The 14,222-nt window shown below is 62.7% G+C and carries 8 protein-coding genes; 6 read left to right on the top strand and 2 right to left on the bottom strand.

Going from position 1 to position 14,222, the window contains the following annotated elements; all coding sequences use genetic code 11:
* Positions 1–94 precede the first annotated feature (94 nt).
* The 4 genes from ptsP (at position 95) to KKQ10_RS17980 (ending at position 7,359) form a co-directional block, all read left to right on the top strand.
* A complete protein-coding gene (gene ptsP / locus KKQ10_RS17995) occupies positions 95–2,956 on the top strand; it encodes a phosphoenolpyruvate--protein phosphotransferase (RefSeq protein WP_215501852.1) in 2,862 nt (953 codons plus the stop codon).
* Positions 2,956–3,897, top strand: coding sequence for a 1-phosphofructokinase (gene pfkB / locus KKQ10_RS17990; RefSeq protein ID WP_215501851.1), 942 nt, complete (start codon positions 2,956–2,958; stop codon positions 3,895–3,897). Before ptsP ends, pfkB begins: the two co-directional genes overlap by 1 nt.
* Positions 3,898–3,908: 11 nt before the next feature.
* Positions 3,909–5,642 (top strand): PTS fructose-like transporter subunit IIB, encoded by a 1,734-nt coding sequence (locus tag KKQ10_RS17985; protein ID WP_215501850.1) that lies wholly within the window; start codon positions 3,909–3,911, stop codon positions 5,640–5,642.
* Between the two features lie 175 nt (positions 5,643–5,817).
* A complete protein-coding gene (locus tag KKQ10_RS17980) occupies positions 5,818–7,359 on the top strand; it encodes an alkaline phosphatase D family protein (RefSeq protein WP_215501849.1) in 1,542 nt (513 codons plus the stop codon).
* Positions 7,360–7,459: 100 nt separating this feature from the next.
* Here KKQ10_RS17980 and KKQ10_RS17975 read toward each other — a convergent pair whose 3' ends face one another.
* Both KKQ10_RS17975 and KKQ10_RS17970 read right to left on the bottom strand, forming a co-directional pair.
* Positions 7,460–9,988, bottom strand: a complete 2,529-nt coding sequence (locus KKQ10_RS17975; RefSeq protein WP_215501848.1) for a PepSY domain-containing protein — start codon at positions 9,986–9,988, stop codon at positions 7,460–7,462.
* 208 nt (positions 9,989–10,196) lie between these two features.
* A complete protein-coding gene (locus KKQ10_RS17970) occupies positions 10,197–12,455 on the bottom strand; it encodes a TonB-dependent receptor (protein WP_215501847.1) in 2,259 nt (752 codons plus the stop codon).
* A gap of 207 nt (positions 12,456–12,662) precedes the next feature.
* Here KKQ10_RS17970 and KKQ10_RS17965 point away from each other — a divergent pair, with 207 nt between their 5' ends.
* Positions 12,663–13,343: a Fe2+-dependent dioxygenase gene (locus tag KKQ10_RS17965; protein ID WP_215501846.1), complete on the top strand. Its 681-nt coding sequence runs from the start codon at positions 12,663–12,665 to the stop codon at positions 13,341–13,343.
* Positions 13,340–14,095, top strand: coding sequence for a tetratricopeptide repeat protein (locus tag KKQ10_RS17960; protein WP_215501845.1), 756 nt, complete (start codon positions 13,340–13,342; stop codon positions 14,093–14,095). Before KKQ10_RS17965 ends, KKQ10_RS17960 begins: the two co-directional genes overlap by 4 nt.
* Positions 14,096–14,222: the final 127 nt, after the last annotated feature.

Below are 14,222 nucleotides of genomic sequence, written 5' to 3'. Positions count from 1 at the left end.
CAAAACTGCCCCTGAAAAGGATGGCCTACAGCGCCTAAGCTGCAAACAATCCAAAACAATACCTGGCGTCCTCAGGCGCCAAAAAGGAGATCGCATGCTCGAGCTCACTATAGAGCAGATATCCATGGGCCAATCGGCTGTGGATAAACCCGCCGCCCTGCAATTGCTCGCTAATCACCTGGTGGCCGATGGTCTGGTCGCCGACGGCTACCTCGCCGGCTTGCAGGCGCGGGAAGCGCAGGGCTCGACCTTTCTCGGTCAAGGTATTGCCATTCCCCACGGCACTCCGCAAACCCGCGATCAGGTATTCGCCACCGGCGTGCGCCTGATGCAGTTTCCCGAGGGCGTGGATTGGGGCGATGGGCAGATCGTTTATCTGGCGATCGGCATCGCCGCCAAATCCGACGAACACCTGCGCCTGCTGCAATTGCTGACCCGTGCCCTCGGCGAGACCGATCTGGGCCAGGCCCTGCGTCGCGCCAGCTCCCCGGAAGCGCTGCTGAAACTGCTGCAAGGCGCGCCGCAGGAATTGGCGCTGGATGCCCAGATGATCGGCCTCGGCGTGTCGGCTGATGATTTCGAAGAGCTGGTCTGGCGGGGCGCGCGTCTGCTGCGTCAGGCCGATTGTGTGAGCAACGGCTTTGCCGGTGTGTTGCAACAAGTCGAAGCGCTGCCGCTGGGCGATGGCCTGTGGTGGCTGCACAGCGAACAGACCGTAAAGCGTCCGGGCCTGGCGTTCGTCACCCCGGACAAACCGATGCGTTACCTCGGCCAGCCGCTCAGCGGTCTGTTCTGCCTGGCCAGCCTCGGTGAAGCGCATCAGGCGCTGCTCGAACGTCTGTGCGCGTTGTTGATCGAAGGTCGCGGCCATGAACTGGGCCGCGCCACCAGCAGCCGCAAAGTCCTCGAAGTGCTCGGCGGCGAACTGCCCGCCGACTGGCCGAGCGCCCGTATCGCGCTGGCCAATGCCCACGGTTTGCACGCGCGCCCGGCGAAAATCCTCGCGCAACTGGCGAAGAGTTTCGACGGCGAGATTCGCGTGCGCATCGTCGACGGCCAGGACAGCGCCGTGTCGGTGAAAAGTCTGAGCAAGCTGCTCAGCCTCGGCGCCCGTCGCGGTCAGGTGCTGGAGTTGATCGCTGAGCCGAGCATCGCCGCCGACGCCTTGCCGGCCCTGCTGGCCGCTATCGAAGAGGGCCTGGGCGAAGAAGTCGAACCGCTGCCAGCAGTGAGCCAGCAGCGCGAAGTCATTGCCGATATCGCCGAAGTGCTGATCGCCCCGGCATCCGGTGCTCAATTGCAGGCGATCCCGGCGGCGCCGGGCATCGCTATCGGGCCGGCGCACATTCAAGTGCAGCAAGCCATCGATTACCCGTTGCGCGGTGAGTCAGCCGCCATCGAGCGCGAGCGTCTCAAGCAAGCACTGGACGACGTGCGCCGCGACATTCAGGGCCTGGTCGAACGCAGCAAGGCCAAGGCCATTCGCGAGATTTTCATCACCCACCAGGAAATGCTCGACGACCCGGAGCTGACCGACGAAGTCGACACTCGCCTCAAACAAGGCGAAAGCGCCGAAGCAGCGTGGATGGCGGTGATCGAGGCGGCGGCCAAACAACAGGAGTCGTTGCAGGACGCGTTGCTCGCCGAGCGGGCGGCGGACCTGCGTGATATCGGGCGCCGGGTGCTGGCGCAACTCTGCGGCGTGCAGACGCCGAATGAGCCGGAGCAACCGTACATTCTGGTGATGGACGAAGTCGGCCCGTCGGATGTGGCGCGCCTCGATCCGGCCCGTGTCGCAGGCATTCTCACCGCTCGTGGCGGCGCCACCGCGCACAGTGCCATCGTCGCGCGTGCCCTCGGGATCCCGGCGCTGGTGGGCGCCGGCGCGGCGGTGTTGCTGCTCAAACCGGGCACGCCGTTGCTGCTCGACGGCCAGCGCGGTCGCCTGCACGTCGACGCCGATGCCGCGACCCTGCAACGCGCCGCCGAAGAACGCGACACCCGCGAGCAGCGCCTCAAGGCCGCCGCCGAACAACGTCATCAACCGGCGCACACCACCGACGGCCATGCCGTGGAAGTGTTCGCCAACATCGGCGAAAGCGCCGGTGTCACCGCGGCGGTGGAGCAGGGCGCCGAAGGCATTGGTCTGCTGCGCACCGAACTGATTTTCATGGCTCACCCGCAGGTACCGGACGAAGCGACTCAGGAAGCCGAATACCGCCGCGTCCTCGACGGCCTCGCCGGGCGGCCGCTGGTGGTACGTACGCTGGACGTCGGCGGCGACAAACCGCTGCCGTATTGGCCGATCGCCAAGGAGGAAAACCCGTTCCTCGGTGTGCGCGGCATTCGCCTCACGTTACAGCGTCCGCACATCATGGAAGCGCAACTGCGCGCCTTGCTGCGTTCGGCGGACAACCGTCCGTTGCGCATCATGTTCCCGATGGTCGGCAGCGTCGAAGAGTGGCGTCAGGCCCGCGACATGACCGAGCGCTTGCGCCTGGAAATTCCGGTTGCGGATCTGCAACTGGGGATCATGATCGAGGTGCCGTCGGCTGCCTTGCTGGCGCCGGTACTGGCGAAGGAAGTCGACTTCTTCAGCGTCGGCACCAACGACCTGACGCAATACACCCTGGCCATCGACCGGGGTCACCCGACGCTGTCGGCCCAGGCCGATGGCTTGCACCCGGCAGTGCTGCAACTGATCGACATCACCGTGCGCGCCGCGCATGCCCACGGCAAATGGGTCGGCGTGTGCGGCGAACTGGCGGCCGATCCGCTGGCTGTGCCGGTGCTGGTCGGCCTCGGCGTCGATGAGCTGAGTGTGTCCGGGCGCAGCATCGCCGAGGTCAAGGCACGCATCCGCGAACTCAGCCTGACCCAGGCGCAAACCCTTGCTCAACAAGCCCTCATTGTGGGCAGCGCGAATGAAGTGCGTGCATTAGTGGAGGCCCTGTAATGGCCAAGATTCTCACCCTGACCCTCAACCCGGCGCTGGACCTCACGGTCGAGCTGCCACGCCTGGAGGCCGGTCAGGTCAACCGCAGCGACGAGATGCACACCCACGCCGCGGGCAAGGGCGTGAACGTCGCCCAGGTGCTCGCTGATCTGGGACACCAATTGACCGTCAGCGGCTTTCTCGGCGAAGACAATCTGCAAGCCTTCGAAACCTTGTTCACCAAACGCGGCTTTGTCGACGCGTTCATCCGCGTGCCGGGGGAGACGCGTAGCAACATCAAGGTCGCCGAGCACGACGGCCGTATCACCGACATCAACGGCCCGGGGCCGGTGGTCGACGCGGCGGCGCAGCAGGCATTGCTCGAGCGTCTGGTGCAGATTGCACCGGGCCACGATGCCGTCGTGGTGGCCGGCAGTCTGCCGCGTGGCGTCACCGCGCAGTGGTTGCGCGAACTCATCGAACGGCTGAACGGCCTCGGTCTGAAAGTCGCCCTCGACAGCAGTGGCGAAGCCTTGCGCGCAGCCATTGAAGCGCGCCCGTGGCTGATCAAACCGAACACTGAAGAACTCGCCGATGCGCTCGATTGCGATGTGGTTTCGCACGCCGCCGAAGCACAGGCAGCGGCGTGCCTGCACGCCAAGGGCATCGAGCACGTGGTGATCTCCCATGGCGCCGACGGTGTGAACTGGTTCAGCGTCGGTTCGGCGTTGCATGCCACGCCGCCGAAGGTCTCGGTCGCCAGTACGGTGGGTGCCGGGGACTCGTTGCTGGCCGGCATGCTCCATGGTTTGCTCAGTGCCGACACCCCCGAGCAAACCTTGCGCAGCGCCACGGCGATTGCCGCGATGGCGGTGACGCAGATCGGTTTTGGCATCAACGACGCCGCGCACCTGGCGCAGCTCGAACAGGGCGTGCGCGTGCGCGCCCTGACAGAACAATAAGAGGGTTTGTCATGAAGTTAGCCATTGTCACGGCCTGCCCGAACGGCATGGTCACCAGTGTGCTGTGCGCCCGTCTGCTCGACGCCGCAGCCCAGCGTCAGGGCTGGAGCACCAGCGTTGAAGTGGTGGATGCGGCGCACCCGGAACGTGAGCTGTCGGCCGCCACCATCGCGGCGGCGGAGTGGGTATTGCTGGTGGCCACCGGCAACATCGACATGACGCGTTTCGTCGGCAAACGCGTGTTCCAGATCGCCCCGGCGCAAGCGCTGCAAGACGTCGAAGCGGTGCTGCGTCGTGGTGCTGAAGAGGCCGCAGTTTACGTTGCCGCCGAAGCTGCCCCGGCAGTTGCTGCGCAACGTGCGCCGCGCATCGTTGCCATCACTGCGTGCCCGACCGGTGTCGCCCACACCTTCATGGCCGCCGAAGCGTTGCAGCAAACGGCCAAACGTCTGGGTTATGAACTGCACGTCGAAACCCAGGGTTCGGTCGGCGCGAAAACCCCGCTCAGCGCCACGGCAATTGCCGAGGCGGACGTGGTGTTGCTGGCAGCCGATATCGAAGTCGCCACCGAGCGTTTCGCCGGCAAGAAAATCTACCGTTGCGGCACCGGGATTGCGTTGAAGCAGTCTGAAGCGACACTGAACAAAGCCCTCGCCGAAGGTCAGGTGGAGAGCGCATCGAATGACGGCAAGGCACCGGCCAAGCAAGAGAAAACCGGGGTCTACAAACACCTGCTGACCGGCGTGTCGTTCATGCTGCCGATGGTGGTGGCCGGTGGTTTGATGATCGCGTTGTCGTTCGTCTTCGGCATCACCGCGTTCAAGGAAGAAGGCACGTTGGCGGCGGCGCTGATGCAGATCGGCGGCGAGACCGCGTTCAAGTTGATGGTGCCGCTGCTCGCCGGTTACATCGCCTACTCGATCGCCGACCGTCCGGGCCTGGCTCCGGGGATGATCGGCGGTTTGCTCGCCAGTACGCTGGGGGCAGGGTTCATCGGCGGTATCGTCGCCGGGTTTCTCGCCGGTTATGCGGCCAAGGCCATCAGTCGCTACGTCGCGTTGCCGCAAAGTCTTGAAGCGCTGAAACCGATTCTGATCATCCCGCTGTTCGCCAGCCTGTTTACCGGGCTGGTGATGATCTACGTGGTGGGCAAACCGGTCGCCGGCATGCTCGCGGCGCTCACGCATTTCCTCGACAGCATGGGCACCACCAACGCGATCCTGCTTGGCGTGCTGCTCGGCGGCATGATGTGCGTCGACCTTGGCGGGCCGATCAACAAGGCAGCCTATGCGTTCTCGGTCGGCCTGTTGGCCTCGCAGAGTTACGCGCCGATGGCCGCGACCATGGCCGCCGGGATGGTGCCGCCGATCGGGCTCGGCATCGCCACCTTCATCGCCCGGCGCAAGTTCGCCCAGACCGAGCGCGAGGCCGGTAAAGCGGCGCTGGTGCTGGGGCTGTGCTTCATCTCCGAAGGCGCGATTCCGTTCGCCGCCAAAGACCCGTTGCGGGTGATCCCGGCGAGCATTGCCGGCGGCGCGTTGACCGGTGCGTTGTCGATGTACTTCGGCTGCAAACTGATGGCGCCGCACGGTGGATTGTTTGTGCTGGCGATCCCGAATGCGATCAATCATGCGTTGCTGTATTTGCTGGCGATTGTGGCGGGGAGTCTCTTGACCGCCGTTGTCTACGCGACGGTCAAACGCCCGGAGGCCGTTGAGCTGGCGCTGGAACCCGCCAAGGCCTGACTGGCCCTGTAGGAGTGAGCCTGCTCGCGATAGCGGTCTGTCAGTGACATGAATGTTGGCAGATATACCGATATCGCGAGCAGGCTCACTCCTACAATTGGTGCTGTGGTGTGTCTGGTGTCATGTCTGTTTCATGATCGCGTGCTTAAGTTTTCCTTTTTTCGGGGAGAACACCATGAGCGATTTCAATCCGGGGCGCCGGCGGGTCATGCAAGTGGTCGGTGCCGGGCTGTTGATGCCGGGGCTGGCGCCGGCGGTGATTGCGTCGGTCAAGGATCGGCCGCAGCTGACTGACGGCGTACAGTCCGGCGACCTGCAAGGCGACCGCGCGATGATCTGGAGCCGCAGCGACCGTCCGGCGCGGATGGTGGTCGAGTGGGACACCCGCAGCCAGTTTCGCCACCCGCGCCGTGTAGTCTCGGCACTGGCCGATGCGCGCACGGATTTCACCGCCCGGGTTGAACTCTCCGGGCTGCCCGCCGATCAGGCGATTTTCTATCGGGTGTATTTCAAGGACGCGCAAACCGGCGTCGCCAGCGAACCGTGGCTCGGTCACTTGCGCAGCGCTCCGAAAGCGCGGCGCAACATCCGTTTCGTGTGGAGCGGCGACACCGTAGGTCAGGGCTTCGGCATTAACCCGGACATCGGCGGCATGCGCATCTACGAATCCATGCGCCTGCGCCTGCCGGACTTCTTTATCCACAGCGGCGACACCATCTACGCCGACGGCCCGGTGCCGGCGCAATTGACCACCGAAGGTGGCCGCATCTGGCGCAACCTCACCACCGAAGCCAAGAGCAAAGTCGCGCAAACGCTGGACGACTATCGGGGCAACTACCGCTACAACCTGATGGACGAAAACATCCGCCGCTTCAACGCCGAAGTACCGCAGATCTGGCAGTGGGACGACCACGAAGTGGTCAACAACTGGTCGCCGGGCAAGCAGCTCGACGAGCGTTATCAGGAAAAAGATATCCACACCCTGGTCGGCCGTGCACGCAAGGCCTGGCTGGAATATTCGCCTATGCGTCTGCAGGCCGCCGACGGTGGCGGGCGGATTTATCGCAAGCTCAGTTATGGGCCGATGCTCGATGTGTTCGTGCTCGACATGCGCAGCTATCGCGGGGCCAACGACGACAATCTCGGCGCGGCAAAACCGTTCCTCGGGCGCGAGCAACTGGACTGGCTCAAGCGTGGGCTGAAGCACTCCAAGGCGCAGTGGAAGGTGATCGCCGCCGACATGCCGATCGGCCTCGGTGTGCCAGACGGTGAAGTCAGCCCGGGCGTTGCACGCTGGGAGGCGGTGGCCAACGGTGATCCCGGCCCGGCTCAGGGGCGCGAACTGGAAGTCGCCGAGCTGCTCGGTTTTCTGCGGGCGCAGCAAGTGCGCAATTTCGTGTTTCTGACGGCGGACGTGCATTACTGCGCGGCGCATCACTACCACCCCGATCGCGCGGCGTTTCAGGATTTCGAACCGTTCTGGGAGTTTGTCGCCGGGCCGTTGAACGCCGGGAGTTTCGGGCCCAATCCGCTGGACAAGACCTTTGGCCCGGAAGTGGTGTTCCAGAAAGCACCTACGGTGCAGAACATGTCACCGTTTGCCGGGTTTCAGTTTTTTGGTGAGGTGAATATCGAAGGGCAGAGCGGGGAGATGAGTGTGGTGTTGCGCGATCTTAATGGCGTGAGCGTGTTTGAACAGAAGTTACAGCCGGTGTAACGGCTTTCTGTAGGAGCTGCCGCAGGCTGCGATCTTTTGATTTTGTTTTTAAGAGCAAGATCAAAAGATCGCAGCCTGCGGCAGCTCCTACAGGACTAGGTCAGTAAACGTCGCGGCGATAGCGGCCCTGTTCGATCAGGCGTTCGACTTCGGCGGCGCCGAGGATGTCGTTGAGCACCTGATCCACGCCGGCGGCCATGCCCTGAAGGCTGCCGCAGATGTAGATCACCGCACCGTCGGCCAGCCATTGCTTCAGCTCGTCAGCGGATTCGCGCAGGCGATCCTGCACATAGATCTTTTGCGCCTGATCCCGCGAGAACGCCAGGTCCAGTCGCGCCAGATCGCCATTGATCAACCACTCTTCCAGCTCCGCGCGGCAGAGGAAATCGTGCTGACGATTGCGCTCGCCGAACAGCAGCCAGTGGCGCTGTTGACCGTCGGCGATGCGAGCCTTGAGCAGGCTGCGCAACCCGGCCAGACCGGTGCCGTTGCCGAGCAGAATCATCGGCACCGGCACGTTCGGCAGATGGAAGCCACTGTTGCGGCGCACGCGCAGGCTGATGCTGCCGCCGACCGGGGCATGCTCGGTCAGCCAGCCGGAACCGATGCCGAGCTTGCCATCGCTGTGTTGTTCCTGGCGCACGATCAGCTCCAGCACACCGTCAGCGGCGATCGAAGCAATCGAGTATTCGCGCATCGCCAGCGGCACCATCGCGTCAACCAGCGCCTGCGCGTGCAGACCGACCAGATGCGCGCGATGTTCAGGCAGTTGGCGCGAGGCGAGGGCGACTTCCAGCGGCTCTTCGAGGCCGTTGATCTTCACCCGGGTTTCGCCACGAATGCCAAGACCGTCGAGGAAATGCTCGACGGCCCACGCACCATTGCGCGGCAGCACTTCCACCAGGTCGCCGGCCAGCCAACTGCTGGTGCTCGGTGCGCTCAGGCCCAGCAGATAAACCGGTGCACCGCTGCTGTCGGGGTTCAGCAGTTCGCGGCGCACCAGTGTCCAGTTTTCGTAGCTCGGCGCTTGCCAGGTGTCGACCGGCGTTTGCCCGGTGAGCAGCCCGAGTTGGGTCTGCCAGTGACGCAAGGCGTACGGGTCGCCGCTGTCGACTTCGACCGGGGCGAACAGGGTCTTGCCGCCGTGCTCGCTCAGCCATTGATGCAAGCGTCGGGCGAAGCCGCAGAAGTGCGCATACTGGCGGTCACCCAGGCCGAGTACGGCGTAGTGCAGGCCATCGAGGCTTGCGGCGTTGCGCAGCACTTTGCGCTCGAAGCCGCGAGCGCTGTCCGGTGCTTCACCGTCGCCGAAGGTGCTGACCACGAACAGCGCGTGGTTCGATTCCCGCAGATCCTGCGTGCTGATGTCCGCCAGCGGCTGCACGTTCACCGGCAATCCGGCGGCCTGCAATTGCCCGGCCGTCTGCCACGCCAGTTGTTCGGCAAAACCGCTCTGGCTGGCGAAACCGATCAACCAACCGGGTGCATTGCCGGCCGGTTGTTCGAGGCCTTTGCGTGCGTCCTGAATCTGCTTTTTCTTGCGCCGCCGGTCCAGATACAGCAACCACCCGGTGATGAAAAACAGCGGCATGCACACCGCAGCGAGGGTGATGATGATCCGCCCGACGAGGCCGAAATAGCTGCCGACGTGCAGCGCGTAAATACTGGTGAGCAGTTGCGCCTTGAAGCTCTTGTCGGCGTAGCGATCGACGCGTTGGACGATGCCGGTGGCCGGGTCGAGGGTGATCTGGTTCAGCGCGCGATCATGCGGCGAGCTGTCGAGCAGGTAAAACACGGTCGCCGGTTGCCCGGCCACTGGCGGCATGCGGATGTTGTAGGCCGACAGGCCCGGCCCGGCCGCGCTGTAGATGCTGCTCCACATCGCCGCGTAGTCGGCGGTCGGTGCCGGGCCTTCCGGCGCCGGCCCGCGACCACCGCGCACGCGTTCGTTTTGCGGTGCGTCGGAAAGCAGTCGGGTCAGGCCCTTGTTGTACCACTCGTAGGACCAGGACAACCCGGTCAACGCCAGCAGCAGATACACCAGCAAACACCAGGTGCCGGCTACCGAGTGCAGGTCCCAATTGAAGCTGCGACCCTTTTTCTTCCAGTCCAGGGTCAGCCACACGCGCCAGCTGTTCCACTGTCGCGGCCAGCGCAGGTACAGCCCGGAGAGGCAGAAGAACAACAGGATCAGGGTGCATGCGCCGGTGATGTTGCGCCCGGTGTCGCCCATGGCGAGGAAGCGGTGCAGTTGCAGCATCAGGCCGAAGAAGTCCTGGCCCACGGCATCGCCCATGAACTCGCCGGTGTACGGATCGAAGTAGCGCATCTCGCCACGGCGTTCGCCTTTGGGCGGCGTGAAGTAGACGCGTGCGGCGTTGCCGCTGTCGGTCTCGACCCAGAGCATCGCGACTTTTTTGCCGGAGGTCGTTTCGATGTGCTCCACCAGTTCGACCGGAGGCAGGACGCCAGCGACCTGTTTTTCCACCTGTAGCACCGATGGGTTCAGCGCCCGCAGAATTTCGTCCTGAAACGAATAGGCGGCACCGGTAATGCCCATCAGGGCCAGCACCAGCCCGGCAGTGATGCCAAAAAACCAGTGCAACTGGAACAGGGTTTTCTTCAACACGTCACTCGCCGTCCGTTCGAAAATTGTTTTCACGGCGCGCATTATGCCGTGGGTTGTCGAGAGCTTCTTTGATTACGCACAAAGGCCCCGTTCAATTGAATGAACGGGGCTTTGTTCTTTGTAGGAGCTGCGGCACGCTGCGATCTTTTGATGTTGGTTTTTAAGAATCAAGATCAAAAGATCGCAGCGTGCCGCAGCTCCTACAGGGTCAGAAGTGGAAGTTGGCGCTCAGCAGCGCTGTGCGACCCGCCGCCACATGGGCGTAGTGGGTCTGGAACACCTGGTCGAAGTAACGCTTGTCGGTCAGGTTTTGCACGTTGAGCTGCAGGTCGACGTTCTTGGTCAGGGCGTAACTGGCCATGGCGTCGTAGCGCCAGTAGGACGGGATCTCCACCGAGTTGGCGACGTTACCGAACTGCGAGTCGACGAAGGTTGCACCGCCGCCAATGGTCAGTTTTTCCGGGATCAGGTCATAGGTCGACCACAGGGTGAAGTTGTTGCGCGGTGTGCTCGGCATGTGGTTGCCCTTGTCGGCGGCGAGGGTGGTCTTGACCACTTCGCTGTCCATGTAGGTGTAGCCGCCGAAGACTTTCCAGTTACGTGTCAGTTTGCCGCTGTAGGTCAGCTCAAGGCCATTGACGACCTGTTCGCCATCGAGCACCTGGGTGGTGGCGCCGTCCGGGTCGTCGATACGCGCATTGGTTTTCTCGGTGCGAAACAGCGCTGCGGTCAGCGACAGATCGTCACCGAAGAAGTCCCACTTGGTACCGATCTCGTAGTTGCGGTTTTTTTCCGGATCCAGGTCGCTGTTGTTCGCCGTCAGTTCCAGGCCGCCGTTACCGCTGGTTTCGCCGGCCGGGTTGCTGGAGGTGGAATAGGCCGCGTAGACACTGCCGTTAGGCAGTGGGTTGTAGACCACGCCGATCTGGTAGTTGAGCAGGTCGCTGGTGTTCTCGCGGGAGAAGTTGCCCGCCACCGCGCCGCGACCGCCGGTGCTGTAACCGCTGGATTCGGTCTGATAATTGTCATAACGCAGGCCCAGATTCAGCGACCATTGCTCGTTGAACTTCAGCGTGTCGAAGACGTAAGCCGCCGCGGTTTTGGTGTCGGTATCGGTGTACGCGGCGCTGTCAGTGATTTTGCCCGACCAGTTATCCCCAGGCGTTGGCTTGTACAGGTTGGTGCAGTCGCCAGAACGGAACAGCGCAGCGTTGCACGTGGTGCCGCTGGCGGACGAAGTCAGCACATACGGCCGGTTGTGGGTGTCCTGGTAGGAGAACTCCAGGCCGGTGACCAGGCTGTGCTCAATGCCGGCCGTGTTGAATTTGGCACTCAGGTCGGTCTGGTTGACCCAGCCGCTGGAGGTCGAGTTGCGGCTCTTGGCGCCACGATAGACGCTGCCATTGGCCACGTTGCCCTTGCTGTCGTCCGGGTTGCTGACGATGTAGTCGAGGGTCGAGCGCGACATGCGGAAGCTGTTGGAGACCGTCAGGTCATCATTCAGGTCATGCTCGATCTTGAAGGTGCCGCTGTCGTCACTGGTCTGGCGATAGTCACGGCTGGTGAGACCGTAGAAGTTGTCGCGGTTGACGTTGGCCGGTTTGTCGACGTGGTATTTGCTGCGGTTTGAACTGGAGGTCAGCGGGATGCCGTAGTCCGGAATGTCGTCGGTTTCGTTGTGGTAGTAACCGACGATCACCCGGGTGTCGGTGCCCAGGCCGAACGAGAAGGTCGGTGCCACGCCCCAGCGGCTGACGTCCACGCCATCACGTCCGGCGACGTTGGCTTCATGTTTCATCAGGTTCAGACGCAAGGCCGAGGTGTCGGTCATCTGCTGGTTCAGGTCCAGAGTGGTGCGCTTGGTCTGGTCCGAGCCCCAGGTGAAACCACCGTTGTAGAAACTGCCCAGTTTGGCGGTCTTGCTGACCATATTCAGGCTGCCACCGGTGGAGCCGGCGCCAGTGAAGGCCGAGCCCGGGCCCTTGCTGACTTCGACCGATTCGACGTCGAAGATCTCGCGACTCTGCGAGGCCGGGTCGCGCATGCCGTCAATGAACACGTCACTCTCGGCGTTGAAGCCCCGAATGATCGGGCGGTCACCGGCCGGGTTGCCGCCTTCGCCGGCACCGAAGGTGATGCCGGGCGTGGTACGCAGGGCATCGACCAGACTGGTGGCGCCCGTGTCGCGGATCACTTGTTGCGGGATGACGGTCACGCTTTTTGGCGTTTCGCGCAGCGGTGCGGTGTATTTTTTCGATTGCGATGTATCGGTTTTGTAGGAGGTGTCCTGTTGCTCGCCAACAACGCTGGTGGCGTCCAGCGCAATCGCATTGCCCGAGGCTTTTTCATCCGTTTGCTGCGCAGCGAAGGCCATGTGTCCGGCAGAGCCGGCAGTGATTGCCATGCCGATGGCAGAGGCGAGCAAACGCGGTGAACTGACGGCTGATTGTAGTTGTTGGCGTGACATGTGAATTCCCCTCCCCAAGGATTTGAGGTCGCGGAATATAGGGTAAACAGGTATTCGTATCAATTGCGAAATATTGTTATTCGCGACGAATTTACATTCTTTACAATTTCACCTTACGGTTTTTGCCGATTCATCCGTCGTGCGGGTTTTACATGGTCAATAAGAATCAATACCATTGGCACCCCTTTACCATCAGGTACGATCGCCATGCTGCTGCACATCCCCGGCCTGTTCGCCAAAGACGAAGTGCAGCGCATCCGCGAGGCGCTGGAACAGGCTGACTGGGCCGATGGCAAGATCACCGCCGGCTATCAGTCGGCCAAGGCCAAGCACAATCTGCAACTGCCTGAAGGCCATCCACTGGCCAAGGAAATCGGCGCAGCGATGCTCGAACGGCTGTGGAAAAATCCGTTGTTCATGTCGGCCGCGCTGCCGCACAAAGTCTTTCCTCCGTTGCTCAACTGCTACACAGCGGGCGGCAGTTTCGACTTTCACATCGACAATGCCGTGCGCCAGCCCAAGGGCAGCATCGAGCGGGTGCGCACCGATCTGTCGGCCACGCTGTTTTTCAGTGAGCCCGAGGATTACGACGGTGGCGAGCTGGAGATCCAGGACACTTTCGGCAGCCAACGGGTGAAACTCCCGGCCGGCGACATGGTGCTGTACCCGGGCACCAGTCTGCACAAGGTCAACGCCGTCACCCTCGGTGCGCGCTATGCCTCGTTTTTCTGGACGCAAAGCCTGGTGCGCGAAGACAGCCAGCGCGCGTTGCTGTTCGAGATGGACGGGGCGATCCAGCAACTGACGCAAGACATGCCCGATCACCCGTCGCTGATTCGCCTCACCGGCACCTATCACAACCTGCTGCGGCGCTGGGTCGAGGTATGAGTTATCAACTGCGCCGCGAAGAAGTGCTCGACGGCACGCAGCTCAGCGCCATGCTCGAAGAAAGCCCGGCCCGTGCCGCGCAGGCGATTCTGCTGGCTGCCGGCCAGGGCATTGTCGAAGCGCAGGCACTGCTCGGACAGATCCTGCTCGATGGCCGTGGCATCGCCCAGGATCAGCCGCTGGCGCTGCGTTGGTTCGGCATCGCTGCCGGGCAGGGGCACCTGATGGCGCGCAACATGCTCGGCCGTTGCCATGAACATGGCTGGGGTTGTGTGGCGGATGCGGCGACTGCCGCGCAGCATTATCGAATCGCCGCAGATGCCGGGCTTGATTGGGCGATGTACAACCTGGCCAATCTGCTGGCCACTGGGCGAGGTGTGGCGGGGGATCAGCTTCAGGCATTGACGCTGTACAGACGCGCTGCTGAAGCAGGCCATGCGAAGTCGATGAACCTGCTGGGACGTTATCTGGAAGAAGGGCAGGTGTGCCCGGCGGATCCGTTGCTGGCGCGTGACTGGTATCGACGCTCGGCCGAGGGCGGGGATTTTCGGGGGCAGTTCAGTTACGCCGCTGTGCTGGCTGATGCAGGACTGATCGAGGACGCACTGGGCTGGTTGCGCAAGGCACTGGCTGCAGGGAATGCGAGCTTCTTGCGGGTGAGCATCGACTCATTGTCGAACGCCCGTCACCCGCAGATTCGCCAGATGGTCGATGCTTATCGGCGGCGGCTTGGTGAGTTGTTAGCTGCTTGAATAACCAACCAACAATCTATTCTGGCTATTGAGTAAGTAGTTAGTTTTTTGTTCTTGTATTTAATTTTAATAGTTGATGGCTTGGTTGATTGGTTTTGCCTGGTTAGTGTTGTGTTCGATGTTTGTA

This window comes from Pseudomonas sp. MG-9 (assembly GCF_018729515.1).
Lineage (GTDB): Bacteria > Pseudomonadota > Gammaproteobacteria > Pseudomonadales > Pseudomonadaceae > Aquipseudomonas > Aquipseudomonas serboccidentalis.
The sequence above is the reverse complement of the archived record's forward strand: the minus strand, read 5'-3'. Positions and strand labels throughout refer to the sequence as shown.